This is a genomic window from Erysipelatoclostridium sp. An173, from assembly GCF_963931465.1.
GTDB classification, from domain to species: domain Bacteria; phylum Bacillota_I; class Bacilli_A; order Erysipelotrichales; family Coprobacillaceae; genus Thomasclavelia; species Thomasclavelia merdavium.
Map to the genome: position 1 here is coordinate 1,593,543 of NZ_OZ007017.1, position 26,469 is coordinate 1,620,011.

Sequence of the window (26,469 nt, forward strand, 5' to 3'; positions counted from 1 at the left end):
ATTGCCCCCCTTAAGGCTTAGCCTATAACATCATTTTACACCAAATATTAGTAAATTAAAAGAAGTTTTTAAGCTCAGTCTTAATCATAGCGATTTTATCATTTACTGGACAACCACCTTGAGCAAAATCAGGTTTTCCACCACCGCGTCCATCAACGACAGCATTTATTTTCTTAACGATATCTCCTGCTTTAAATCCTTTAGCAACATAATCTTTAGTTACCCCAACAAAATATGAACATTTACCCTCAAATTGAGAAACTAAAATTACAATTCCTTCATCTAATTTATCTCTAAAATCAAATGTTAATTGTTTAGCTTTAGCACTATCAATTTTTTCTTCTACTAATAATACTTTAACACCATTAATATCTTGAACATCGTTAACTTTATTAGCAGCATTTAAAGCATTCAATTTACTATTTAAATTTTCAATTTCTTTTTTATCAGCAGCTAATTCTTTTGATAAAGCTGTTACTTTGTTGACAACTTCTTTACGATTTTTGATTTTTAAAACATCACTAATTGTATCAACAACTTCTTTTTCATGAACAAGAGCTTGATATGCTTTTTTACCAGTAACTGCTTCAATACGACGAACACCACTACCAACACTTTCTTCAGCTTCGATTTTAAATAGACCGATTTTAGCACTATTGCTTACATGGCAGCCACCACATAACTCTTTTGAAAAATCACCAATTGTTACGACACGTACTGTATCACCATATTTTTCATCAAATAGAGCCATTGCACCATTTTCTAATGCTTTTTCTTTACTCATGAAATCAATGCTTACATCAATACCATCAAAGATAACATCGTTTACAGTTGCTTCAATTTCTTTAATTTGATCATTTGTAATTTTTTCAAAATGAGTAAAGTCAAATCTTAAACGTTGATCATCAACATAAGAACCAGCCTGGTTAATATGACTACCAAGAACTTGTTTTAAAGCAGCTTGTAATAAATGGGTTGCACTATGGTTGGCAATAATTTTATTACGTTTTTCTTTATCAACATCTAAAGTTAAAATATCTCCTAAAGTAATAGATCCTTTTTTCAATTTCACAAAATGTAAATGTTGTTGATTTGGTGCTTTTAAAACATTTTCTACTTCTGCTAAGCAATTTTCATTATAGATAGTTCCGGTATCAGCACATTGACCACCCATTTCAGCATAGAAAGTTGTTGTATCAAAAACAATTTCACCATAATCATCAATTCGATCTACTTTGACTCCGTCTTTAAACAATCCAATAACTACGCTGTTAATATTAGCTGGATTATATTCAAATGTTGAAGGTAAATCAAAAGACATTAAATCAGGTTTTTGGCTAGTCATACTTTCACCTTCACTACGAGCTCCACGAGATCTTTCTTGCTGGATCTTTAATTCTTCTTTAAATCCTTCTTCATCAACTTTTAAATTTGATTCACTAGCAATTTCTAAAGTTAATTCAAATGGGAATCCATAAGTATCATATAACTTAAATGCTTCTTTACCACTAATTACACCTGTTGTATTTTTAGTGATAATACTATTTAATAATTTTTCACCATTAGATAATGTTTTATGGAAAGCTTCTTCTTCTTTACGAACTAGATCACTAATATAATCTACTTTTTCTGGTAAATAATCATAGAATTCTTTCATAATATCACTAACAGTGCTTACTAAATTGTACATAAATGCTTGTTCAATACCGATTTGTTTACCATATCTAACCGCACGTCTTAAAATTCTTCTTAAAACATAACCACGACCAGCGTTATCAAATAATGCTCCATCAGCTAAAGCAAATGTTACTGTTCTAATATGATCGGCAATAACACGGTATGCCATTTTGTTTTCTTGATAACTTACTGATGCAATTTTTTCTACTTGATGGATAATCGGTAAGAAGAAATCAGTATCAAAATTAGTTTCTCCATTTTGGAAGATACTTGTAATTCTTTCTAATCCCATTCCAGTATCAATATTTTTTTGTGGTAATTCTTTATATTCTTCACGTTTTAATCCTTCTTGAGAATTATATTGTGAAAATACTAGATTCCAGATTTCGACATAACGATCATTTTCTAACTCTTCAAAAAATAATTTTGTTCCTAAACCTTCAGGATCATATTTTTCACCACGATCATAAAAGATTTCTGAATCTGGTCCACATGGCCCTTCACCGATTTCCCAGAAGTTTCCAGGTGTTTTTAAAATGTGGTCTTTAGCAACTCCAATTTCATTAACCCAATAATCATAAGCTTCATCATCATGATCATGAACAGTAATATAAAGTTTTTCTTTATCAAAAGCAAACCATTTTTCATCAGTCAGTAATTCCCAAGCATATTCAATAGCTTCTTTTTTAAAATAATCACCGATTGAAAAGTTACCTAACATTTCAAAAAATGTATGATGTCTAGCAGTTTTCCCTACATTTTCAATATCATTAGTTCTAATTGATTTTTGAGCGTTTGTAATTCTTGGATTTTCTGGTTTGATTGTTCCATCAAAGTATTTTTTAATAGCCGCAACACCAGCATTAATCCATAATAAAGTTGGATCATCATTAGGAATTAATGAATGACTTGGCTCAACTTTATGGCCTTTACTTTCAAAAAAATCCAAAAACATTTTTCTTACTTCATTTCCAGTTAATTGTTTCATCCTATTCTCCTTTACTTCTACAAAATAAAAAGTCGTCCCTATCTAGGAACGACTAAATCGCGGTACCATCCTAGTTCATGAAAACTCATGCCCTTAATTAGCTGATAACGTAGCTTACACGGTAAATTTTAATTACTCTCCAAAGTAGCTTTCCTATACGATACTAAGTATTTTCACCAGCCATACTCTCTCTAAAAAGCTATCAAATATAGTACTCTTCTTTTTCAACGATTTACCAAATTATAAACTATCTATATTTATTTTTCAAGACTATAAATTTACATCTTTTCTTTTAAGTTACACATCATATTTTCAACACAGTCACATTCACTAAGCAAAATCATTAATGATGCCACCGACATTCCTAACAACAGTTTATTTCTTGCTATCATAAAAACTCACCTCAATCTAGTTTGTCTTTATTCAAGAAAATCATACACACTTATTGTTTCTTCTTTTTCAAAACGTTGAATCAAACTCGTTTTACGGCGAAAATCCTGGTAATTATTTAAACCATACATAAACGCTTTAAAACTACCCAAAATAAAAAGAGATTGTTTACTACGGGTTATTGCAGTATATAATAAATTTCGCTTTAACATCACATAATAATCTGATAATACTGCCATAATGACAATTTTAAATTCATTCCCTTGTGATTTATGAATCGACATACAATAAGCATGTGTAATAGTATTAAAATCATTACTAGTATATTCAATAATATTACCATCAAAATCAACAACAAGTGTATCTTGTAGATATTCAAAATTGTCTTTTAAACAAATATCAATTAATGTTCCAATATCACCATTAAATACTTCATCATCAGGCCGATTTTTTAATTGTAATATTTTATCACCAATTCTAAACTCTTTACGACCAACACGATAAATCAAAGTTTCATCATCACATGGATTAAAAACATCCTGCAATGCATCATTTAAAGCATCAATTCCTGCGACACCTTGATACATTGGAACTAATACTTGAATATCGTTATAATCATAACCTTCATCAATGGCTTTTTGAACAATTTTCTTTACGTTTTTTACGACATCATAGTTTGGACAAGAAAAGAAATTTATATCCGGATATTGTTCAAATAATGAAGCAGTATCATCAATTTGTTCATTAATAATATGATGAGCTAATTGAATAATTCCCGATTCTTTTGTTTGTCTAAAAATTTCATCAAGTTCGATCGTTTTAATTCCTGCTGCAATTAAATCATGTAAAACATTACCAGGAGCAACAGATGGCAACTGATGATAGTCGCCAATAAAAAGAATTTTACGAATTCTTTTTCCGGCTAAAAAAATACGGTGCAGCAATAAACAATCAACCATTGAAAACTCGTCAATAACTAAAACTTCAATATCTAAAGGATTTTTTTCATTCATTGCAAATGTATTGCTATGAAGATCCCATTTCAATAAACGATGAATCGTACAAGCACTTATTCCAGTTAATTCATTTAAACGTTTTGCTGCTCTTCCAGTTGGCGCAACTAAACCTATTTTATCTTCAGGAAATAATGTTTTATAAATTTTTAATAACGCTTGAACAATTGTAGTTTTACCAGTTCCTGGTCCCCCAGTTAAAATCATACATGAAGATTTTAAGAAATAATTAATTGCTTCTTTTTGCTTACTAGCATATTCAATTCCTTGTTTTTGTTCATAATTTTTTAGTAAGCGTGCTACTTCAGCTTCATCTACTATTTCTTCGGGCTGATTAATTAAGTTTTTTAAAAAAGAGGCAATATTTTTTTCTGCTTCATACATTTCATAATAATAATAGCGTTCTTCTTCTAAAACAACTAGACCTTCATCAATTAATTCATTTAAATACTCATCAAAAACAGTTTCTTCAATGTTATAAATAATTTTTGTAAACATTGTTTTAATTTCATCTAATAAACAATAGGTACTACCAGTATTAAAACCATATTGTTTTATACTATAGATGATTCCTGCTTTGATTCGATTAGGAGCATCTAAACTGCCTCCAGTTTTAATAGCTAATTCATCAGCTGTTTTAAACCCAATTCCATCAATATCTTCAATTAACTGATAAGGATTATTTTGTAAGACATCTAACGTTTTATCTTGATAAAAAGCTTGAATTAAACCAAGATTTTTCAAACTAATGCCATGACCCATAAAAAAGCGCATTACTTCCTGATCATAATCTCCACTAGTTAAAGTCTCATATATTGTTTCTCGCCGTTTTTCAGTCATTCCTCTTACAATATCTAAACTATGTTTATCGGTTTTAATTTTATCAATACAATCTTCACCTAAGGTATTAACAATTTCTGTTGCTAGAGTTTTTCCAATTCCTTTAAATAAAGGACTGGAAAGATATTTAATTAATTCATCATCTTCTTTAGCATAAATAATTCGATATTGCTCTAGTTTAAACTGTTTTCCATATTTAGGATGAATAACATAATCACCAGTAAATTCATATTTATCATAGTCATTAAAATTATTCATATAGCCAGTCATAGTAATTAGTTTATCTTCTTGCTCAACTTCAATTAAAACAACAAGATAATTAGAAGATTCGCTATAAAAGCGAATCTTCTTAATATATCCAGTATAAATAATCATTATAAATATTCGATTGGTTTACCATCTTTATAAACCGTTTCGATGGTTCCACCACCTAAACAAACATCACCATCATAAAATACTGCTGCCTGTCCAGGAGTTACTGCTTTGACTGGCTGGTCAAAAGTTAAATAAACTGTATTTTCGTCAACGAATTCCAAACTAATTGGGTTATCTTTTTGTCGATATCTAAATTTTGCATTACATGATATTTTACCAGCTGGCTTTTTAGAAGCAATCCAGTTGACATCACTAATTAAAGCACCGGTTGAATATAACCATTCTTTTTGATCACCTTGACAAACATATAAAACATTTTTGTCATAATCTTTACCAACAACAAACCAGGCAGCACCTGGTCCACCAATTCCTAATCCTTTACGTTGACCAATTGTATAGTACATAATTCCTGAATGTTGTCCAATTACTTTATTAGTTTCAATATCTACCATATTCCCTGGTTGTGCCGGAATATAATTTTGTAAAAATTCTTTAAAATCACGTTCACCGATAAAACAGATACCAGTACTATCTTTTTTATCAGCTACTGGCAAGTTCAATTCATGAGCAATTTTACGAACTTCACTTTTATCAATATCACCTAATGGAAATAATGAATTTTGTAATTGTTTTTGATTTAATTGACATAAAAAATATGTTTGATCTTTATTATGATCAACACCTTTTAACATGATTGAATCTTGTCCTTCTTGATGAACTACTCTTGCATAATGACCAGTAGCAATATAATCTGCTGATAATGTTTTTGCATAATCTAAAAAAGCTTTAAATTTAATATGCTTATTACATAAAATATCTGGATTTGGAGTTCTTCCTTTTCGATATTCATCTAAAAAATATGTAAAAACATGATCCCAATATTCCTTAATAAAATCAACTCGTTTGATTGGAATATCTAAACACTTAGCTACTGCTTTTGCATCATTATAATCTTTTTCCTGAGGACAAATATCATCATCATTAGTTGGATTACCTAAAATATCGTTATTTAATTGACTATCCCAGTTACGCATAAAAACCGCAATAACTTCATATCCTTGTTTTTTTAATAAATAAGCAGCAACTGCCGAATCAACACCGCCACTTAATCCTAATACTACTCTCTTTGACATTTTCGTCACCTCACCCGACTATAATAACATTATTTAATATAAAAAACCATATAATTTAAAAAAAGAAAGGATGATTTCCTTTCTTTTTATCCTAATCTTGACATTGGTAACATGGCTGCTCCAATAGCACCACAATCTTCTAATTCTGTTTTTAATAGTGGGATATGTCCACGCATACCAACATGGATCTTAGAGTTAAATTGTTCTTCTAAGCTATCTAAGAAATATTCACGTGATTTCATAACTCCACCACCAATTACAAAGCAATGTGGATCAACTGTATGAGCAATATTAGCAAACATTGTTGCAAGTTGAGAAACGCATTCATCAACAATACTTTTAGCTTTTAAATTACCTTCAGCAGCTAATCTAAAAACATCACCAGCATGATTTACAACATCATCACCTAATATTTCTTTACCTTTTCTAGTAATTGCAGTACCGCTTGCTTCACCTTCAACAGCACCTGGATTTAAACCACCAAATTTATAACCATTATTTTTTACGATGATATTTCCGATTTCACCAGCATGTCCACGACCACCAGAAACTAATTTACCATCAACAATAAACGCTCCACCAATTCCTGTTGAGATTGTAACATAATAACATGTTGGATAATTTTTACCAGCTCCTAAAAGTGCTTCAGCTAATCCAGCAACGTTAGCATCATTATCAATAAATACTGGTAAATTAAAACGATCTGCTAATTTATCACAAATAGGATAATTTTCAAATCCTGGTAAATTTGTAGCCATGATCATTGTCCCATTAACTGTATCAACTGGTCCTGGAACACCGATTCCAATACCGCTAACACCTTCAAGACCACCACAAACTGAAGTATCTAAGCTTTCAATTTGGCGAATAATTTTAGCACAAACGTAATCTGGTCCATTTTCTCTTTCTGTATTATCTTTTACTTCACTATATGTTGCACCTTTTTCATCAACTAGTAAAGTACGTACGTTTGTTCCACCTAAATCAATTCCAATGTAATATTTCATATCTATCCTCCTAATGTACTACAAATAATTATACAATAAAGGTTAGATATTTTAAAGATATCTAGAACAAAGTTTTAACTATTTTTTCAAACTGTTTTGGTACGTTACAAACTATTTCTTTATCTTGAAGATATTTTAATGTTCCGATTGTTTTAACAAATTTTATTTTATATGCATGTAATAGCTGGTTATTTAAACCAAATGTATTTTTTATTGTTTTATTTAATTTAAAATCACCGTATTTGCGATCACCAATTATTGGATGATCAATACTAGCTAAATGTACTCTGATTTGATGCATTCGCCCTGTAACCAATGTAACTTCAACTAAACTAAAATCATTTTTACTTTTAATTGGTTTAACAAGGGTTTCCATTGTTAAAGCACCTGGATAATCTTTATTTACTAACTTAACTTGTGATTTATCTTCAAGTTTTACCATATACCCTTTTAAATGTCTTGGCGTTGATAAATTTCCCTTACAGATAGTTAAATAGCTTTTTTCAATACAATGCCGTAGTTTGATCATTTCATTTAGATCTTGAAGTGCTGCAAGAGTTTTTCCAAAAATTACAATCCCGCTTGTATTACGATCTAAACGATGAACCGGTCCAGGCATAAAAGTATTTTCACGACTTAAATCAAGTTCGTTTTTAGAAGCTAAATAACTTAATACTTGATTTGTTAGGGTATTAATACTTTCATTAGCATCTTCATGTACTAATAATCCAGCTGGCTTATCAACTATTAAAATGTTTTTATCCTCATATAACACTTTGAAAGTCTTTTCAACTTCATAAATGCTTTTTTCAGCCGTGAATTCTTTAAACTTATCTTCATATAAAAACATTTCTAGAATATCACCATCAGCTAATATATACTTTTCATTTACTCGTTTGCCATTTACTTTAATGTCTTTTTTTCTAAACATTTTATAAATAAAATTACTTGGCGCATTAACTAATAGCTTCTTTAAATATTTATCAATACGCTGATTAGCATCATTTTTTGTTATTACTAATTTTTTCAATTCCATCACCAATATCCATTATAACAAAACCTTATCCATTTACCTAATACTTTTAAAATGTAACCCTTTACATTTAATTGAACTAGTGCTATAATTTAATTGTTAAGTGAAGACATTCGCTTTACATACCCCCTATTATCACCCTTACGTGAAATAATAGAAAAAAGTATGCACCCCCGCATACTTTTTTTGTTATAATCTAAATGAGGTGATTTATATGGAAAAAAAGCTTTCTAGCGAGCTAATTTATCAAGGTAAGATAATCAACGTATATAAAGATAAAGTTGAATGTGAAAACGGGAATATTGCAACAAGAGAAGTTGTTAGACATCATGGTGGTGTTGGTGTTTTAGCAATAGTTGATGATCAAATCCTACTTGTAAAACAATACCGTTATCCTAATGCTACTGATACGTTAGAAATACCAGCAGGAAAACTTGAATTAAATGAAGATACTGGTATTTGTGCATTAAGAGAATTAGAAGAAGAAACAGGTTATAGCGCTAAAGGAATTGAATTAATCGCAAAATTCTTACCAACACCTGGTTATAGCGATGAATGGCTTTATGTATATGAAGCTAAAGATGTATTTAAAGTTGAAAATCCTTTAGACTGCGATGAAGATGAGGTTATTGAATTAATACGTTTAGATATCGATACAGCATATCAAAAAGTGGTAAGTGGTGAAATTTTTGATTCTAAAACAATGATTGCTATTATGCACGCATATATTAATAAACATCATAAGTAAAAAACGATTTTAAGTCATCTTAAAATCGTTTTTAAATCTAAGTATAAAATAAAAAAATTCTGTTAAACAGAATCTAATAATGGCGGTCTGGACGGGACTCGAACCCGCGACCTCCGCCGTGACAGGGCGGCATTCTAACCAACTGAACTACCAGACCAATATTTTAATGGCGGAGACAGAGGGATTTGAACCCTCGCGCCAGTTTCCCGACCTACACCCTTAGCAGGGGCGCCTCTTCAGCCTCTTGAGTATGTCTCCGTCGTCTGCTTGTTTATAATAGCATATATATATTTTCTTTGCAATACCTTTTTTGAATTTTTTTATCTCTAAAATATAAGTGATTATATTTTTATTCGATTATTTCACTGTTTTTTATAAAAAAACTTTTTTTACATTTTTATCAAACTTTAACAATAAATCTATATTTTATTTTAAAATATTATTTTAATATTTACATTATTCTTCCTGATTATAACATTCAAATACATTATTAATGATATTTAGACTTATTCAAATTACCAACTTCTAGCTTAATAACTTTTTTAAAATACTCTATAGTATTATCTATCATCAGCTTTTAAATTTCCCGGTACAAAAAATATGTGGCTTTTATCTTCTAATTTGATATCTTCATAAATAATTCTATAATGTACCTTTTCATGATTGTATTAAAAATATAATATTGACTAGTTCAACTCTATTTTATATTAAATAAGATAATAATCACTTAAGTAGAAAACTAAACAAAAATTATCAATTTATATACAATATGTTATCTATAAATATTAATAAAATAAATAACACCATATATAAACTATTTACATTTAAATTAATTTACATATTTTTTCTTAACAAATCCGTATTTCATATTCTTACGTTTTTACAACTCTTACATAAATCTCCTATTAATTATTTTAAGAAGATGTCGATTACTTTCTTATAAAAATACCGATATGATAATACATACCGGCATTTTATATAACTATTTTAATATTCTTTTTTTATATTACGAATAGCTAAACAAATACATCCTAACATTGCAATAGCTAACATTCCATATGCAACTAATTCACTATCATCACCTGTAGCTACTGAATTAGCTTTTTTAATATCAGTATTAGTAACATTTTGTGAATTTTCACTTTTATCAGAGTCAGTTGGATTATTAGGATCTATAGGTATTACTGTGCTAGGTTTTTTTGCACCACATACTGTACAAATACCATCTTTATATTGATGTCCTGCACTTTCAATAACTGTACCTTTCTTTAAAACTTCGTTGCATCCTGTACATACCGTATCACCAGTATATCCATTTTCTGTACATGTTGCTTCTTTTTGATTAATTAACTGTGTTTTAATATGATTATTTGGATCAACTTCGCCGTATTGATTCCCACATTTTTCGCAAACAGCAAGTGTTGTACAAGTAGCTACTCCACCTTGATGTGGTAATTTTGAACCTTCATCTACAATTGTATCAGTTTCATCGCAGCGACTGCATTTTCCTATCATAGTACCATCATGTTCACAGGTTGCATCATTATTTGGTATATAATTTACAAAATCATGTCCTAGTTTTTCTATAGTTATCCTATCAGTAACAGCAGTGCATCCATCGTATAAACAATGTCTTGATTTTAATCCATCTTCTGTACATGTTGCTGGTCTATCTACACTATAATCATCAGACCATAGATGTTTACCGTTAATTGTTTCTGTGTATGTATCATTACAATTGTTGCATGTATATGTAACTATTTCTCCACCACAAGGCAATTCAGATTCTACTCTATTTACTATTTTGTAATCATGACCAGTAGCTTCTATTACCATTCCTTCTACAACAATTTCTTTGCATTCATTACATATAGTATCACCAGTATAGCCTTCTTCGGTACATGTGGCTTCTTTTTGATTAATTAACTGCGTTTTAACATGATTATTCGGATTGACTTCACCATACTCCTGATCACAGCCTTCACAGATTGCTCGTTTTGTACAGGTTGCTTCCCCACCGTGATGTGACAACATAGAACCTTTATCTACGATAGTATCAGTTTTATCGCAACGATCGCATTTAGCTGTCTTAGTTCCATCACTTGTACAAGTCGCATTATTATCTGATACATAATTTGTAAAACTATGACCTAATGGATCAATTTCAACAACATCTGTTACTTCTGAACATCCATAAATACAATGTTTAGACTTAGAACCCGGTTCTGTACAAGTAGGTTCTTTATCAATTGTATATTCATTTTCCCAAATATGTCCTGAACCTTCTGTTTGTTTAAATGAATCCTCACAATATTTACATTTATATGTAACCAAATCTCCTCCACAAGGAAATTCCGATTCAACACGATTAATTACTTCATACTCATGTCCTGTTGCAGGCACTATTTCCTGTTTCTTGATAACTTCTTTGCAAACAGAACAGTGGGAACCTTCTGTTAAACCTGAAGTAGTACAGGTTGGGGCTTTAGCTTCATCTACTACTATGGTATGTTCAGTTTTAGGTATAAATTCAGTTTTTGTTGTACCACATGCAGTACAAGTATATGTCATAATACCTTGTTCACTACAAGATGGTTCTTTTGTAACTTGACCATCATCCCAGGTATGTTCGCTACATGCTAATACATTAATAGTATAGTTAATTGTGCATCCATAAACATTTGCACTAAATGTTGTAACTCCAACTTTCAATCCTGTTATCTTACCGTTTGATATAGTTATAATATCACTATTAGTACTTAAATCAGGTACTACTGTAATAGGAATTCCATCAGGTCCAAACCATCCAATTGATACATCTGTTTCTATGCCTAACTTAACAGCAGGAATATCGACTGTTTTCCCAATTTCTACATCAATTTTTTGATTCAAACTTTTAACAATAGATTCAGGGTGATACATATCGGCAATTACAACAGGCACATGTCGCAAACCGTCATATACTGGTATTTCTGGAATATTAGATTTATACATTCCAAATTCTTGAACCCAGCATTTAACACCATTTACTTCGGCATACCCTATACCTATTGCATTGAATCCTTGATTCAACATGTTTCTTCGGTGTCCCTGACCATCATATAACTCGTTAGTTTCTTGCCATTGTTCAAAATAAACTTCCGCATTTCCATATGTTCCAATTGCTATATTTTCACCATATGAATTTACTCCTTCATATTCTGCAGTAAAACAAATTGTTCCATCTGGCCTAATATGATCATAGTTTAAAGCAATTTCTGCGGCACGTTGCATAGCAATCTGTTCTAAAGCATAATCATATGCAAGTGGCTGTAAAGTGTTATTTGAGCTTGTATTATAGTAAATTTTATTCTCGTTTTTTTCATCCCATATCCAAGCATCATCACCTGTCCTCCAGTCATTAATCATACCTAGCATTCTTCGTGCTTCAGACTGATTGTAATTGGCTTCTATATATAATTCTGTACTATCTGTATTTTGCGCCTTAACTGATAATGGTGTCATATACGCTAATACAGTAAAAGAAACCAGTAATGATAATAAAAATTTAATCTTTTTCATCTGTTCGCAAGTATAACCTTGCATTTTCCTCCCTTCTCAAAAATATTTTTTGAACAACAATTGTACTATACAATGTATAAACCCAACTATTAAAATAATATATATATCACAACTATTGCATATAAATATTATAACACTCATATCACAAATTTTATATATTTTATCGATATTTTTCTATATTTTTCCCATGATTTAACAATATTAATTGTGATAAATAACAATTAAAAACCTAGATCTAATAACAACGAGCCAATATTAGTAAATACAGATAGCAAATGGAATTATGTATGTCTGATGTTAGAATTGTATAACAGAGATTGTAGGATATGCAGCTGAAAAAAATAAAAATGCCAAACCAGTTGAAAAGGCACTTTATTCAATAAAATATGATTTAAGTAAGATAGATTTGTTTCATACTAACTATGCCGAATTCGGTATAGTAGTGATCGTAGAAGTGAATTTAAAAATGAAGAAATTGAAAAAGCATTAAAAACATTTAATATAACCAGATCACTAAGCACAAAAGGATGTCCGTATGATAAAGCGGTAGCTGAAGCAACATATAAAATTATAAAAACAGAATTTGCATTTAATAAAAGGTTTGATAGTTTAGAAGAGTTAGAACTGGAATTATTTGATTATGTAAACTGGTATAATAATATCAGGATACATGGTTCACTTGACTATAAAACACCTGTTGAATTTAGAATGTTCTCATAGAAATTGTCCAAAAAAGTGTTGACAATCCACACTAAATTGGACAGTTTCTAAGAGAACTGTTACAATTTAGTGTAACCTATCCAAGTTCCCCATTCTGGGACAAAAGAGTATGAGAAGAGAAACATATAAAAGATTTATAATGTCATTTCTGTAAGAAAATTGTATCTGTTATTTTGAGAGTGTAAAATAAACTGTATAAGTTGAGAGCGTACGGCTCAGCTTCACAGTTTTTATTTATATCTATGTTATAATAAAAAAAGAAGAGATATATGAATATGGCAAGAATAAAACGTAATCCTAAAAAAGTTGCACTGGCATAGGCTATTATCGATGCATATGACCCAAAATTGTCTAATTTAGTGAAACATATCATTACTCCATTTAATTTTCATATAATAAGACACACCTGTATCACAATACCGACAATCAATAATATTGATTTAGAAACTTCGCATGATCTAATGAGACATAGTAATATCAATACTACTATGAGCATTTACACTCATATCCAGGAAAAGCATAAATTAGACACTGTAAACAGTATTTTTGACAAAAAATGTGGCAAAAACACAAGATAAACAAAAAGCCCTCAACTAGAATCAGCTCTAGAATGAGGGTTTCAAGAGATTTTGATAATCTCATAGTATTTATAATGGTCTCCCCTTAGGGATTCGAACCCTAGACCCACTGATTAAGAGTCAGTTGCTCTGCCAGCTGAGCTAAGGAGAGATGACAAATATTATAATACATCAACCTTATAAGAAAAGCAAGTGAAAAATAATGAAAAAACTAAATAGCTATGATATAATTAATCAATGAATGGGGTGACTTGGCAATGTTTTACAAACAAACGGTTAATAATATAAAAGTAGTTATAATTCCACTAGATGGCGGTTTATTAGATTTAAATCGGCTTCGTTTTAACTATTTCAAAAGAATATGTAAAAAACATAATTATAATATTACTAAAAAAGAATTTGAAGATTCTTTAGGTAATATGAAAACAATGTATCAACAATTCCCTATTAGTAAAAATTATAGCAGTGAAGAAATTAATAACGTTATTGAACGTGATTTATTTGAATACGCAAAATTAAAACCTGATGCTATAAAAAAGGAAGGTACTGAAGAATTATTACATTTCTTTAATCAAAGAAAAATAAAAGTTGCTGTTTTATCAACCCATAAAATAAAAAGTGCTATTAGATATTTACAATTAACAAAATTATATAATCAAATTGATTTTATCATTGGTGGCGATAGTGAATTACCTGGCTTACCTGATCCAGCTGTCTTAACAACCACTTTAGAACAATTAGATTGTCAACCTAGCGAAGCAATGTTAGTTGCCAATTTTCCAAGTTTATTATCAGCCGGAAATCAAATATTAATGAATGTAATCTATCTTAATGATTTATGCAGTGCCAATGAGACAGTAATTCCTCGTGTTTTTAAAATTGCTAAAAACAACTTTGACGTTATTAATGTCTTTTTGTTTTCACCATATGATACTATGGAAATTTATTCACCATTACTTGGCATGTCTAAAGATATGGATTTAGAAACCTTAAATCAAACCTATCATCATTTATTAGAAGAATATAAAAATGATGAACAATTAATTGAATTAGTACGCGATACATATCATTATTTTTTAGGACAAATTGTAAGTGAAGATGATTATCCAATAATAGAACCTAGTTTTTTTAAAGAATATTCAAATAACGAATCCAACAAAGATTCTTCTATAAATAAAAAAAACAATGATTTATCATCATTATTAAAAAATCAAAAAAATACAAAAACTTCTATTAGTACTGATTTAAATGAAGTCAATAATTTAATTGACCAGATCAATGGAAATGTTTCTAACGAAAATATTGAAGAAAACAAACAAGAAAAACTACAAATAGAAAAAGAAAAAACTATCGGATCAAAACTTGCTGATTTTGGCTATACTTTAATTATTGATGCCTTAGTATCATTTATAGCATTATTACTTTATGTTGGTTTTGAAGATTTTATTAATGGTCCTGGTATTGGTGCTAGTATTGTAAGTAAAATCATTGAATTATATATTACTATTGCTTTAGCACCATTTAAATTGATTTTTAACGGTTTAAATAGCTTAATTAGCCTAGTTCCTGATTATTCAACAATAACTGCTGGAAATCAGTTTTTATCAACTTTAGCGATAGAACTTCTTTTTGCCATTATATTTAATATTATCATTATTTATATATGTAAATTAGTTTATCGATTAATTAAAAACATCGGAGTCGAAAATGAAGATAATTAATAAAATTAAAGAAATAGATGTAAAAACATCACACTATTTTTTAAAATACTATCATCACCATTTTCTAAATAAGATCTTGATACTGATCACTGGAATTGGTGATTTTGGAATGATTTGGCTTGGCTTAATTTTAATATTGAGTCTTCATAGTCAAACTCGTTTTCTTGCCCAAAGAATGTTAACAGCCCTACTCGCTTCAACAATCATTGGTCAAGTAACTATTAAATCACTTGTAAAAAGAAAACGTCCTTGTCATACATTTACAGATGTAAACATGTTAATAGCTATTCCTAATGACTATTCATTTCCATCTGGACATACTACTTCAAGCTTTGCTTGTGCAACGACAGTATGTTTTTTATTTCCTAAAGCAGGAGTAATTTTTATGATCTTCGCTTTTATAATGGCATTTTCTAGATTATATCTGTTTGTCCATTATTTAAGTGATGTTACTTTTGGAATGATTTTAGGTATTTTAGTAGGAGTAATTGTTATGTTAATATAAAAAAAAGTGCCAAAAACTGGCACTAAATTAATAATCCAATACTTAAAACCGCAATCAAGTTCTTTGCCATATGTAACAAGATAGACGCAAAAATCGTCTGTCTTTTTTCATATACATAAGAAAGTGATAACCCTGTTGCCATATATGGAATCAGCTTAATCCATTCAGTCATGTCCCCTGCAAGAATGTAAGTATAAACATGTAATAAACCAAACAAAAATGCTGAAAGTATATGCGCTAAAACTTTATTTTTTTGCCTTAATGTATTGAAAATAACCCCTCTAAATAACATTTCTTCAACAAAAGGAGCTAAAATAACACTTTGGATAAACATTAATGGCAGATTAGATTTCACTAATGATTCTACAAATACTTGATTAGTAGCATCAGAAGCCTGAGATCCTAAAATCAAAGTTTCAATAGCTGTACCAACGAAAGCTAACCCATAAGATACAACTAAACCGATTGTAAGTACCCAAATAATATTTTCTAAAAATTTATCTTTAAAGATTTTCCAATTTTCAATTAAGAAATCTTTTAAAACAAATATTATCGGTATAGCCGAAGCAATCCCTATTAACATATTATAAATAATATTTACAAAATCAGCTGAATAAGCATTGCTAATATACATTAAATAAAGATTTATTAAAAAATTCAAAATTGTCGGTGCAAAATACAAATACCAGGGAAAAAGAAGAATTACCCCAATTGCTTTTTGCCGATTATTTAACTTCACTGTTTCAATCAAATTCAAATTAACACCCCGCTAAATCTGGTTTTTATCTTCTAAATCAATTTCTTCAAAAAATACTGCTTTACATACTTCTAGTTCAGCTGTAAATAAATAAACACCTACAATTGTCGTAAGTACATCTACAATAATTGGTACTGGAATAATCATTGTAACAACAGTCATAATAAGTACCGCTAAAAAATACCAGCCAATATAAGAAAGATATAGTACTACTAAAGTTGATTTATGCCCTTTCATTAATCGAGCTGATTCACTCATCGCCTTAGCACCCTTTATATTGTATTTTTCTAATAAATATGGTGTTAAAGCAAAATATAATGAATACATTATTAAAACAACTATCAACACAATACTACCCCAAAAAAAGATATTACCAATATTTTCTATCACTGTAACCATTTTTGGATCATTTAAAATAGTACTAATATCTGTTGTTTCAAATCCTGATTGCATAATAAACGATATAATACTATTAAAGGCAGCATCGCCAATTATTAACTTTGAAACCAGAGCAATAATTAAAAGAACTAACATCAATAAAAATAACAGCAATAATTCTTTAATAAAATAAGTAAAAAATAAATCTTTATACCTTTTTATCCCAACTAAACCATCTTGTTCTATTGATAATTCATCACTTCGTTCATTAACTGTTTTTAAAGCAGTTACTACTTTTCCATGTGAAAACGGTAAAATCAAAAAGCCCAATATAGTTATCAAAAACGGAATACTACTTCCAATTAATTGAATTAAATAATTTATAGCAACCATCATGATACCAATAAATAAAAATATCATTACAATACTACTACGATTAGTAGCAATCATACTTCTAGCCTTGGTCTTTATATCACGAACATTCATACTAATCCCTCCATGTTATTATTATATCAAATAATAGCATTAAAGGGAATTATTTGATGTCTAAACTAGTTTTTATAGCTTGATTAATCTGTTTCATAATTCGATTATCAATTTTTCCAACCTTTTCTTTAATTCGCTTTTTATCAATCGTTCTAATCTGTTCTAATAATACAACACTCTTTTTTTCTAATGACCCCGTCTCTAACATAACATGGGTTGGCAAAGGATTTTTAGTTAACCTTGATGATATCGGTGCAATAATAACTGTTGTTGAATAACGATTGCCTTTATTGTTTTGTAATATTATTACTGGTCGATATCCACCTTGTTCACTTCCTACAACTGGTGATAAATCAGCATAATAGATTTCCCCTCTATGTATCATAACAACAACTCCTTTATTGCAATATATGATTAAAGATAAATTTTATACCCAATAAAAGAGTTATATGGTATGATTATCTTATCAATATGGAGGTAAACAAAAATGATAAAAGCAGTAATTTTTGATATGGATGGTTTAATGATTGACAGCGAACGTGTAACCTTTGAGGGGTATCAACATGTTTTAGCTAAAGAAAACCTAACAATGAGTGAAGAAAAATACAAAACGCTTTTAGGAAAACCAGTAAAAGCTGTTCATGATTTATTTAAAGAAGATTATGGTCCACAATATGATGTTGACCAAATTATTAAAGATGTTCATGCTTATATTGCTAAACGTTTTGAAACTGAGGGCGTACCTTTAAAACCAGGACTAGTTGAATTATTAAAATATTTAAAAGAAAATAATTATAAAACAATTATTGCAACAAGTTCTCATCGTAATCGAGTTGATTTAATTGTTAAACAAGCCCAAATCGATCAATATTTTGATGATTCTATTTGCGGTGATGAAGTAACAAAAGGAAAACCAAATCCTGAAGTATTCTTAAAAGCTTGTCAAAAACTACAAGTATCACCACAAGATGCCTTAGTTTTAGAAGACTCTGAATCAGGTATCAATGCCGCTTATAATGCTGAGATAAAAGTAATCGGGATTCCTGATATGAAATATCCTGAAGAAAAATATGTTAAAATGACTTACAAAATTATGGATAACTTATTCCAGGTAAAAGATTTTTTAGAAGAAAACAATAAATAAGAAGGAATTAATTGAAATGAGCCCCGTTATTTGGATCCCCAAATAATGGAGGTTCATTTCATAATCGATTCCTTCTTATTATTTTTGATGCAAATTTAAACAAAAAAGATTAGCATACTGTATGTCTACAAATCCTAATCTTTTTATCAACACTTATAAATTAATAATCTTAAATTATTTTACTACATCATTCATTATCTGATCAATTAATTGAATAACTCGTTCACTATTTTTTCCATCTTGATATTTAAAAAACATTTGACTAAATTCTTTAATATCATAGCTTTTATTTTCCTTAATAGCATCAATTAATTCAGTTTCATTTTTACAAATTGCCCCTGGCATCACTTGACTATAATCAACAAAACATCCTAATGTCTTCAAATATTCATCTAAATCCGGAACATAAAAATACATCGGTTTATTTAATAAAGAATAATCAAAGATTATCGAAGAAAAATCAGAGATCAGCATATCACTAACTGTAAATAAATCATGAGTATCTTCATGATTTAAATTTATGATCCGTTTATCATCTTGTAATTTTGCTTTTAACAATAAAGGGTGGAATTTATAAATTAAAACATAATCATCACCTAAAGCATTTAAAACTTTTGTAGCATCAAAATCTACTGCTTTAAAACCTTGATAAATATTTCCTCTAAATGTTGGTGCATATAAAATTATCTTTTTATTTTCTAAAACAGGGTACTTACTAATCAGTTTTTGTTTAGTAGTATTTAAATAATTATCATCATTTAAATGATCAACACGTGGCATCCCCGTAGTAATTACATGATCTTTGCTTACCGCAAAAGCTTCATAATATGGTTCTTTCCAATAATCACTATTACTTATGACATAATCATAATTTCTAATTGGATATTCACGCTTAATCGCATTTCCAAATTTTTTAATTGCTCCAGTTGCATGCCAGACTTGAATAACAGTTACCCCTTCTCGTTTAAAATTACTTATAACATAGTTATTATCAGTAATTAAAACTAATTTTGAAGTGTTTATAACATATATTTGTTTGATACAATTTAACATGTACAAAAAATTATTTATCAATGATTTCTTATTATAATTTATTAATACTGTTTTTAAATCATAATCTTTTTTATTTTTAAGACCATCATAAATAATCTTTAAATCACTTTCTAAATGATTAGATTCTAGCGAAACAAATGCAATTTGATTTTGCTTAATAGAAAAACGACTTACAAAAATATTACTTATTTTAAGAATAATATAAATTATAATCTTTTTTATTCCCATTTTCTCACCTACTTAAATAATATTTCAACAACACGTTTACTTGCATTTCCATCTTCATGATTATTAAACCGCTGGTTAAATACTTCTAGTTTTGAATAATCATAACAATGATTGGCAACTTTATATAAAAGATCATCTTCATTTTCAATAACTTCACCAGGAAGATCATTATAAATATCTAAATAAAAACCTCTTAATTCATCACGATAACTATCTAAATCATACATATAGAAATAAATTGGTCTTTTTAAAATTGCATAATCAAAGAAAACACTTGAATAATCAGTTATTAAAACATCAGCAATTAGATATAATGAACTAATATCTGATTGAGGATCGATAAAATAAACAAAATCCTTAACGGCTTCTAAATCAAAATCATTTACAATTAAATAATGCGGCTTAAATAATACAATATATTCATCTTGTAAAACTTGCTGCCATTTTTTAAAATCAACTTCAAGCTTAAAAGTATAACCTTTTAAATTATATGAATTATCACGCCAGGTTGGCGCATATAAAATAATTTTTTTATCTTTAGGCAAGTTCAATTTAGCTTTAATTTTTATAACATCATCCTCAGTATAATTAGATAAAATATCATTACGAGGATAGCCTGTTTCAATTAATCTTTCTTTATTAATAGCAAACGCACTTTGAAATACTTCAGTAGTAAAACTACTAGGGCTAATCATATAATTATATTTACTTACATCATTATCATAAGTTGAACGCATTTCTTCAACTGACATTTCACTACGATAAAAAGTTGTTCCTTCAGGAACTTCAATATCATGAGCTAATTTTTTTAGCGGTGTACCATGCCAAGTTTGTAAATATATTTGATTTTTTTTCTTTAAGACATACTTTGGTAATTTACAATTAGAAATCCAATATTTACTGCGGGCTAAATAAAAGAAATATGGTATACTAAAATATTCAATAATCTTAGCATTTGGTATCTGGATATTCTTTTTTCGATGATGTTTTATTGCAAAAATGCAACGATATTTTTGATATTCTTGATGTGCCGTCATATATTGATGTAAGGCCATCGGATTATCAGAATAACCACGACCATGAAAAGAAATAAACAAAATCGTGTTTTTATCACAAGGAATAAAACGATATCCTAAGCGATAAATTATACGTATCATTTTTCCTAAAAATTTTTTTATCAGCTTCATTTTTTCCTCCTATAAAAATAAGGGGTATTGCCCCTTATTTAAACACTTCTTCAACAACACGTTTACTAGCATTGCCATCTTCCCATGAACAAAAGCGTTGATAAAATTGTTGATATTTTTCTTGATAATCAGCATTTAACTGATCAATATTTTTAATTTTGTCAACCACTTCTTCACTAGAAAATACTAACGGACCTGGTAATTCAGTTTCCATATCAATATAAAAACCTCGTAATACATCACGATATTTATCTAAATCATAGGTATAAAATAATAACGGTCTTTTTAAATTAGCATAATCAAAGAAAACACTAGAATAATCAGTAATACAAATATCACTAATTAAATATATTTCAGTAATATCATCATATTTACTTAAATTAAATGCAAAATCTTCTAAACCTGTTACATCTAAATTATCAGCAATGTAATGATGTGTTCTTAACAACACAACATATTGATCTCCTAATTCTTTTTTCAATAAATCTAAATCTAACTTCAATTTAAACTTATATCTACCATTTCCATAATATTCATCGTCACGCCAGGTTGGTGCATATAAAATAGTTTTCTTATCTAAAGGAATTCCAAGTTTTTTCTTTAAATTTAATGCTATTTCATCACGATTACTAGCAGATAATAAATCATTACGAGGATATCCAGTTTCTAACATATTACCATCGTACATAAAACAGCTTTTAAAAATATCACTAGAAAATTTATTTGGGGCAATCAAATAATCCCATTCTTTCTTTTGACGATAAAACTGTGCTTTATAAGTTGGTGAAGCAGCAGTTACTTCTTCTTGATCAAATGCTAATCGTTTTAGCGGTGTTCCATGCCAGGTTTCTAAAAATACTTGTTCTTCACGTTTTCTAAACCATAATGGCTGACGAATATTAAAAACAAAGTATTTACTAACCCCTAAATAATAAGCATATTCACGTGTAAATCTTTTTACAATTTTACCACCGTATGGTAACTTTTCATGAGGATCATTTAAAACCCAAACAAATTCATATTTACCTGGATAATTTTTCCCTAGATATTCATAGATATATTTAGGTGAATCAGCATAACTTTTTCCCATAAATGTTTCAAACATAATTAAATTTTCTTTAATTGGTTTATTAATATATTTATGTTGATAAAGATATTTGTTCATCTCGTTTTTATTTTTAAGAATTTTCTTAAATTTGATTTTTGCAAGATGACGATTCACCGCTCTTTTTACAGTCGCTAAATCTTTATTGATACAAGCGTTAACGATCTTTTTACTGTAACGAGAACATTTAGATAATAATCGAGGCTGAATATTTTTTAAAACTTCAGACATTACTTCAAAGCGCTCTGTGCGCCATAAATCATTTTTACTACGACGAATCTTTCGAGCAAAAAATTTAGTATAATAACGCAACATTTTTGAATCCAGATAATAACGAATATAGCTTTCTGGTGGAATAATAGCCGCACAATAACGATAAGCAGCTATAAATTCATCAAATTTATTTTCTGAATCTTTTATCTGAGATAATGCTGGATTATTAATTGGATCATTGTGCTTTCTTTTTACATAAATAGCTTGATCAACACGATCAAAACTGCGAGCAAAATTTAATAACTGCACTACAAATGGTGCATCACAATAATAATTAAAATCTTCATTGAATCGCAATTGATGTTCTTTGATTAATTGTGCTTTAATTAAAATATTCAAAACTGATATATTTCTAATTGCATGTCTAGTTCTTATTAAAATATCAGTAGCATATTCACTATAATTATCTTCATTATATTCCTTTTCAAGAAATTTATTATCAAGATCATGATCTTTATCTTTTAGATTCAACTCGTTGTTCTTTTCATCACCCATAGTTTCAAAAACTTTCTTTTTAAACCAGGTAACTTTTCGAATTCCAGTAACTAAATCTAAATTATCCTGACTAGCTCGTGTTAATAAAGCATTTAATGATCCTGGCATTAAATAATCATCCCAATCAATAAAATAAATATATTCACCACAAGCATTTTCTAATCCAATATTACGTTTTTTAGCGACATTTAAGCCATCTTCTACCGTAATAATTTTTAAATTAACAGGATATTCTTGAATTTGTTGATCAATTTTAGCGCTTTTACTAGCTATTAATAATGTTTCAAAATCATCTAGATTTTGTTCACTAATACTTTCTAAACAATCATATAAATATTGTTCATAACGATCGTAAGGAATAATTATACTTAACTTCATCTTTTTACCTACTTATGTAAATCATCTTTTATTTTAGTTGTAGAAATACCTTCTGTACGTGGTAAATAAACAACTTCACAATAATCTTTTAAGAAATCAAATTTTCCTTTCCAATCGTCACCCATAACAAATACATCAACATCATGTTCTTGAATATCTCTTATCTTTTGATCCCAAGATTCTTCAAGAATGACTTCATCAACATATCTAATAGCCTCTAAAATTAATTTACGATCTTGTTCACTATGATATGCTTTTTTTCCTTTTTGAGCGTTAAATGCATCACTGCTTACAGCAACAATTAAATAATCACCTAACTCTTTAGCTCTTTTTAAAATATTCAAATGACCTACATGAAATAGATCAAATGTTCCATATGTAATTACCTTCTTCATTTTAATTCACCTATCCTTTTATGCGATCTATAACTTTTTCCCAAAAACTAATCTGTGGGTTTTGGACAATTCTTTTTTCAAATTTTTTATCTCTGATTTTTGCTTTTTCTTTATTAGAAAGACTATTGTAATAGTCTACATATTCACCATAATGATCACATACTTCGTTAACTTCCCCATATTCTTTAAGCATGCCACCTTCTATCCACATGGCACTTTGGCAAAACTTTCTTACTTGAGGTAATGAATGGGAAATAAATATAATTGTTTTTCCCTTATCTTTTAGCTCATTCATTTTATTCAAACATTTTTGAGCAAAACCTTTATCACCTACTGATAAAGCCTCATCAACAATAATAATATCAGGATCCAAATAAATTGAAATCGAAAATCCAAGTCGGGATTTCATACCACTAGAATATTTCTTTACAGGCTGATACAAAAAATCACCAAGTTCTGCAAATTCAATAACACCATCGATGATTTCTTGAATTTTCTTTTTCGAAAGTCCTAATAAAGCACCTTTAACATTAATATTTTCCAAACCAGTAAGCTGCTTATTTAAACCAGTATTGATTGCAACTAAAGACTGTTCACCATTTATATGCATAACACCCTCATCTATCTCACTAATACCAGCTAAAATAAGTGATAAAGTTGACTTTCCAGAACCATTAGTTCCTAAAATCCCAACAACCTCACCCTTAGGAATTTCAAAACTAATATCTTTTAAAGCATAGAAGCGTTTTGCTTCATTACTTTTCCCTTTACCAGTATTTTTCTTTTTTAATTTATATATTTTTGAAACATGTTCAAATTTAATAGCATAATTTTCCATTTTATCACCTAAATCAAATCAATAATCTTATGTTTAAATTTATACATCATCATGCATCCAATTACAAATAAAACAATTGTAATCAACCAGAACACACTCATTTGTTTCCAATAATGCATAAATCCATAATGATATAAAAAGCAATCACGATATCCACAAACAATATAATAGATTGGATTAATATTCATTATAAAACGAATAAAATTAAATAAAGGTGTTTGTCCACTAAAACGAGAAATTGGCCACAAGATTGGTGTTAAATATAAAATCAAACGCATACAAGCAAGAATTAACTTTCTAGTATCACGAGCAATCATATTTAAAACCGATGTTACCATTGCTAGACTGATTGCAAAACAACATGCTGCAAAACAATAATATATTAAACCCAACCAGTGTATAGAAGGATATATACCTTGTGTAAAATAAAACAGTACTAATAAAATCATGATACAAGCATGATTAAATAATTCTTTTAAGACAACAGTAGCCGGCAAAACGCTAACTGGAAATTTCATTTTAGTAATAACTCCAATTTTTGAAAAAATCGCATTAGCTCCATGAGTTATGCATGGATTAATAAAAAACCAGACTACCATCCCAGCTAACATCCATTGAATAAATGGAAAGCCATCAACAGCATTTCGATTCATTACAAATCCAAAAACAAAATAATAAGTTAAAATTTGAATAAAAGGATTTGCAAAATTCCAAAAGATTCCAAGTTTTGAATCTCGCATATCTGATAGTAGTTCATATTTAGAAATAGAATATATTCTAAATAAATTACTAAAATTCTCTTTTAGAACATATTTTATACTTTTTAGCATCTTATACCTCCAAGCTACTTTAATTTACAACAATATCATTATAATTATAGCACAATTATATTACAATATAAAATAACATAATTTTTTACAAAAATAAAAGATATTTTCAGATTTTTTGCATTGAAATCATTACTTTTATTAGCACTATTTTGCAAATAAATCATCTTAGTTGAATCTATAAATAAAATATGATAACCTTATTTACGAAAGAGAGGCAATAATTATGCAAGAAACTGTATTATTATATAATATTGATAAAACTGAAGCGGGAAAAGCCATTATTTCAATATTAGAAAAATTAAATGTTGAAGTAATAATTGTTAAAACTAGTGATTTAATGAGTCCTATTGGTTATATTTTAGGTATTGAAGATTACCAGCGAGGAACAGAAGCTTTAACGTCTATTCCTCATGATGATATGATGGTTTTAGCCGGTTTTGAAGACGGACAAGTTGATATTTTATTACAAATCTTCAAAGAAGCAAATATTCCATTTATTCCTTTAAAGGCGATTGTTACAAAAACTAATATAGACTGGACTTTTAAACAGCTTTTAGAAAATGTTAAAAAAGAATATTTAGAATTTACTGGTATGAAACAAACTAATTAACAAAAAAGCCAAAATTATTTTGG

General features: G+C 28.9%; 20 protein-coding genes, 3 tRNA genes, 1 pseudogene and 1 other annotated feature. Of the genes and pseudogenes, 6 read left to right on the top strand and 18 right to left on the bottom strand.

Going from position 1 to position 26,469, the window contains the following annotated elements:
• Positions 1–55: 55 nt before the first annotated feature.
• From alaS to ABGT36_RS08065, 5 genes are all read right to left on the bottom strand, one after another.
• On the bottom strand, positions 56–2,665 hold the full coding sequence (alaS, locus tag ABGT36_RS08045) for an alanine--tRNA ligase (protein WP_087298367.1): 2,610 nt from the start codon (positions 2,663–2,665) through the stop codon (positions 56–58).
• 41 nt (positions 2,666–2,706) lie between these two features.
• Positions 2,707–2,902 (bottom strand) — a binding site (T-box leader).
• A gap of 182 nt (positions 2,903–3,084) precedes the next feature.
• Complete coding sequence (locus ABGT36_RS08050) at positions 3,085–5,283, bottom strand: ATP-dependent RecD-like DNA helicase (RefSeq protein WP_346677591.1); 2,199 nt, start codon at positions 5,281–5,283, stop codon at positions 3,085–3,087.
• Positions 5,283–6,416 (bottom strand): tRNA 2-thiouridine(34) synthase MnmA, encoded by a 1,134-nt coding sequence (gene mnmA / locus ABGT36_RS08055; RefSeq protein ID WP_087298365.1) that lies wholly within the window; start codon positions 6,414–6,416, stop codon positions 5,283–5,285. Before mnmA ends, ABGT36_RS08050 begins: the two co-directional genes overlap by 1 nt.
• Positions 6,417–6,502: 86 nt before the next feature.
• On the bottom strand, positions 6,503–7,423 hold the full coding sequence (locus ABGT36_RS08060) for an ROK family protein (protein ID WP_087298364.1): 921 nt from the start codon (positions 7,421–7,423) through the stop codon (positions 6,503–6,505).
• Positions 7,424–7,484: 61 nt separating this feature from the next.
• Positions 7,485–8,453 (bottom strand): RluA family pseudouridine synthase, encoded by a 969-nt coding sequence (locus tag ABGT36_RS08065; protein ID WP_087298558.1) that lies wholly within the window; start codon positions 8,451–8,453, stop codon positions 7,485–7,487.
• 217 nt (positions 8,454–8,670) lie between these two features.
• On the opposite strand from ABGT36_RS08065, the gene ABGT36_RS08070 reads away from it, so the two are divergent.
• Positions 8,671–9,204, top strand: a complete 534-nt coding sequence (locus ABGT36_RS08070; RefSeq protein ID WP_087374723.1) for an NUDIX hydrolase — start codon at positions 8,671–8,673, stop codon at positions 9,202–9,204.
• An 80-nt stretch (positions 9,205–9,284) separates the two neighbouring features.
• Here the strand turns inward: ABGT36_RS08070 and ABGT36_RS08075 are convergent.
• The 3 genes from ABGT36_RS08075 to ABGT36_RS08085 all read right to left on the bottom strand — a co-directional run bounded on the left by ABGT36_RS08075 (position 9,285) and on the right by ABGT36_RS08085 (position 12,789).
• Positions 9,285–9,361: transfer RNA gene (locus tag ABGT36_RS08075), tRNA-Asp, on the bottom strand.
• 10 nt (positions 9,362–9,371) lie between these two features.
• A tRNA-Ser gene (locus tag ABGT36_RS08080) sits at positions 9,372–9,462 on the bottom strand.
• 729 nt (positions 9,463–10,191) lie between these two features.
• On the bottom strand, positions 10,192–12,789 hold the full coding sequence (locus tag ABGT36_RS08085; RefSeq protein ID WP_346677593.1) for a CAP domain-containing protein: 2,598 nt from the start codon (positions 12,787–12,789) through the stop codon (positions 10,192–10,194).
• Between the two features lie 249 nt (positions 12,790–13,038).
• Between ABGT36_RS08085 and ABGT36_RS08090 the strand changes: the two are divergent.
• A pseudogene (locus ABGT36_RS08090) lies at positions 13,039–13,485 on the top strand (IS3 family transposase); the annotation flags it as partial.
• A gap of 653 nt (positions 13,486–14,138) precedes the next feature.
• Here ABGT36_RS08090 and ABGT36_RS08095 read toward each other — a convergent pair.
• A tRNA-Lys gene (locus ABGT36_RS08095) sits at positions 14,139–14,214 on the bottom strand.
• A gap of 106 nt (positions 14,215–14,320) precedes the next feature.
• On the opposite strand from ABGT36_RS08095, the gene ABGT36_RS08100 reads away from it, so the two are divergent.
• Complete coding sequence (locus ABGT36_RS08100; RefSeq protein WP_308698776.1) at positions 14,321–15,784, top strand: HAD family phosphatase; 1,464 nt, start codon at positions 14,321–14,323, stop codon at positions 15,782–15,784.
• The gene (locus ABGT36_RS08105) at positions 15,771–16,289 is read left to right on the top strand and encodes a phosphatase PAP2 family protein (RefSeq protein ID WP_308698775.1); all 519 of its coding nucleotides are present in this window, start codon (positions 15,771–15,773) and stop codon (positions 16,287–16,289) included. The genes ABGT36_RS08100 and ABGT36_RS08105 overlap by 14 nt, the downstream gene beginning before the upstream one ends.
• 22 nt (positions 16,290–16,311) lie before the next feature.
• On the opposite strand, the gene ABGT36_RS08110 is transcribed toward ABGT36_RS08105, so the two are convergent.
• Genes ABGT36_RS08110 through ABGT36_RS08120 form a run of 3 tightly spaced genes read right to left on the bottom strand, consistent with a single transcriptional unit; the run spans position 16,312 to position 18,295 of the window.
• Positions 16,312–17,046 carry a CPBP family intramembrane glutamic endopeptidase gene (locus tag ABGT36_RS08110; protein WP_087302930.1) on the bottom strand — a complete coding sequence of 245 codons (735 nt, stop codon included), beginning with the start codon at positions 17,044–17,046 and terminating at the stop codon, positions 16,312–16,314.
• Between the two features lie 12 nt (positions 17,047–17,058).
• Positions 17,059–17,910, bottom strand: a complete 852-nt coding sequence (locus ABGT36_RS08115; protein WP_296883992.1) for a DUF975 family protein — start codon at positions 17,908–17,910, stop codon at positions 17,059–17,061.
• 49 nt (positions 17,911–17,959) lie between these two features.
• On the bottom strand, positions 17,960–18,295 hold the full coding sequence (locus ABGT36_RS08120) for a type II toxin-antitoxin system PemK/MazF family toxin (RefSeq protein WP_087302926.1): 336 nt from the start codon (positions 18,293–18,295) through the stop codon (positions 17,960–17,962).
• A 102-nt stretch (positions 18,296–18,397) separates the two neighbouring features.
• Here ABGT36_RS08120 and ABGT36_RS08125 point away from each other — a divergent pair, with 102 nt between their 5' ends.
• The gene (locus ABGT36_RS08125) at positions 18,398–19,054 is read left to right on the top strand and encodes an HAD family phosphatase (RefSeq protein WP_087372823.1); all 657 of its coding nucleotides are present in this window, start codon (positions 18,398–18,400) and stop codon (positions 19,052–19,054) included.
• A gap of 174 nt (positions 19,055–19,228) precedes the next feature.
• Here the strand turns inward: ABGT36_RS08125 and ABGT36_RS08130 are convergent, their stop codons facing one another.
• Genes ABGT36_RS08130 through ABGT36_RS08155 form a run of 6 tightly spaced genes read right to left on the bottom strand, consistent with a single transcriptional unit; the run spans position 19,229 to position 25,836 of the window.
• On the bottom strand, positions 19,229–20,335 hold the full coding sequence (locus ABGT36_RS08130) for a CDP-glycerol glycerophosphotransferase family protein (RefSeq protein ID WP_346677597.1): 1,107 nt from the start codon (positions 20,333–20,335) through the stop codon (positions 19,229–19,231).
• Positions 20,336–20,343: 8 nt separating this feature from the next.
• Positions 20,344–21,522: a CDP-glycerol glycerophosphotransferase family protein gene (locus ABGT36_RS08135; RefSeq protein ID WP_300081530.1), complete on the bottom strand. Its 1,179-nt coding sequence runs from the start codon at positions 21,520–21,522 to the stop codon at positions 20,344–20,346.
• Between the two features lie 34 nt (positions 21,523–21,556).
• Positions 21,557–23,773, bottom strand: coding sequence for a bifunctional glycosyltransferase family 2 protein/CDP-glycerol:glycerophosphate glycerophosphotransferase (locus tag ABGT36_RS08140; RefSeq protein WP_300081533.1), 2,217 nt, complete (start codon positions 23,771–23,773; stop codon positions 21,557–21,559).
• Positions 23,774–23,781: 8 nt separating this feature from the next.
• Positions 23,782–24,168, bottom strand: a complete 387-nt coding sequence (tagD, locus tag ABGT36_RS08145) for a glycerol-3-phosphate cytidylyltransferase (protein WP_087302917.1) — start codon at positions 24,166–24,168, stop codon at positions 23,782–23,784.
• Between the two features lie 10 nt (positions 24,169–24,178).
• Entirely contained in the window at positions 24,179–25,006 is an 828-nt protein-coding gene (locus ABGT36_RS08150) for an ABC transporter ATP-binding protein (RefSeq protein ID WP_087372811.1), read from the bottom strand.
• Positions 25,007–25,014: 8 nt separating this feature from the next.
• Positions 25,015–25,836, bottom strand: coding sequence for an ABC transporter permease (locus ABGT36_RS08155; protein ID WP_087302914.1), 822 nt, complete (start codon positions 25,834–25,836; stop codon positions 25,015–25,017).
• Positions 25,837–26,059: 223 nt separating this feature from the next.
• Between ABGT36_RS08155 and ABGT36_RS08160 the strand changes: the two genes are divergently transcribed.
• Positions 26,060–26,446: a DUF3783 domain-containing protein gene (locus ABGT36_RS08160; protein ID WP_087372804.1), complete on the top strand. Its 387-nt coding sequence runs from the start codon at positions 26,060–26,062 to the stop codon at positions 26,444–26,446.
• Positions 26,447–26,469 lie beyond the last annotated feature (23 nt).

What these genes read in the sequence shown, in the direction of transcription:
- alaS (WP_087298367.1), bottom strand. Translation starts at nt 2,665, where the DNA reads ATGAAACAATTAACTGGAAATGAAGTAAGAAAAATGTTTTTGGATTTT.
- ABGT36_RS08050 (WP_346677591.1), bottom strand. Translation starts at nt 5,283, where the DNA reads ATGATTATTTATACTGGATATATTAAGAAGATTCGCTTTTATAGCGAA.
- mnmA (WP_087298365.1), bottom strand. Translation starts at nt 6,416, where the DNA reads ATGTCAAAGAGAGTAGTATTAGGATTAAGTGGCGGTGTTGATTCGGCA.
- ABGT36_RS08060 (WP_087298364.1), bottom strand. Translation starts at nt 7,423, where the DNA reads ATGAAATATTACATTGGAATTGATTTAGGTGGAACAAACGTACGTACT.
- ABGT36_RS08070 (WP_087374723.1), top strand. Translation starts at nt 8,671, where the DNA reads ATGGAAAAAAAGCTTTCTAGCGAGCTAATTTATCAAGGTAAGATAATC.
- ABGT36_RS08085 (WP_346677593.1), bottom strand. Translation starts at nt 12,789, where the DNA reads ATGCAAGGTTATACTTGCGAACAGATGAAAAAGATTAAATTTTTATTA.
- ABGT36_RS08100 (WP_308698776.1), top strand. Translation starts at nt 14,321, where the DNA reads ATGTTTTACAAACAAACGGTTAATAATATAAAAGTAGTTATAATTCCA.
- ABGT36_RS08105 (WP_308698775.1), top strand. Translation starts at nt 15,771, where the DNA reads ATGAAGATAATTAATAAAATTAAAGAAATAGATGTAAAAACATCACAC.
- ABGT36_RS08115 (WP_296883992.1), bottom strand. Translation starts at nt 17,910, where the DNA reads ATGAATGTTCGTGATATAAAGACCAAGGCTAGAAGTATGATTGCTACT.
- ABGT36_RS08120 (WP_087302926.1), bottom strand. Translation starts at nt 18,295, where the DNA reads ATGATACATAGAGGGGAAATCTATTATGCTGATTTATCACCAGTTGTA.
- ABGT36_RS08125 (WP_087372823.1), top strand. Translation starts at nt 18,398, where the DNA reads ATGATAAAAGCAGTAATTTTTGATATGGATGGTTTAATGATTGACAGC.
- ABGT36_RS08130 (WP_346677597.1), bottom strand. Translation starts at nt 20,335, where the DNA reads ATGGGAATAAAAAAGATTATAATTTATATTATTCTTAAAATAAGTAAT.
- ABGT36_RS08135 (WP_300081530.1), bottom strand. Translation starts at nt 21,522, where the DNA reads ATGAAGCTGATAAAAAAATTTTTAGGAAAAATGATACGTATAATTTAT.
- ABGT36_RS08140 (WP_300081533.1), bottom strand. Translation starts at nt 23,773, where the DNA reads ATGAAGTTAAGTATAATTATTCCTTACGATCGTTATGAACAATATTTA.
- tagD (WP_087302917.1), bottom strand. Translation starts at nt 24,168, where the DNA reads ATGAAGAAGGTAATTACATATGGAACATTTGATCTATTTCATGTAGGT.
- ABGT36_RS08150 (WP_087372811.1), bottom strand. Translation starts at nt 25,006, where the DNA reads ATGGAAAATTATGCTATTAAATTTGAACATGTTTCAAAAATATATAAA.
- ABGT36_RS08155 (WP_087302914.1), bottom strand. Translation starts at nt 25,836, where the DNA reads ATGCTAAAAAGTATAAAATATGTTCTAAAAGAGAATTTTAGTAATTTA.
- ABGT36_RS08160 (WP_087372804.1), top strand. Translation starts at nt 26,060, where the DNA reads ATGCAAGAAACTGTATTATTATATAATATTGATAAAACTGAAGCGGGA.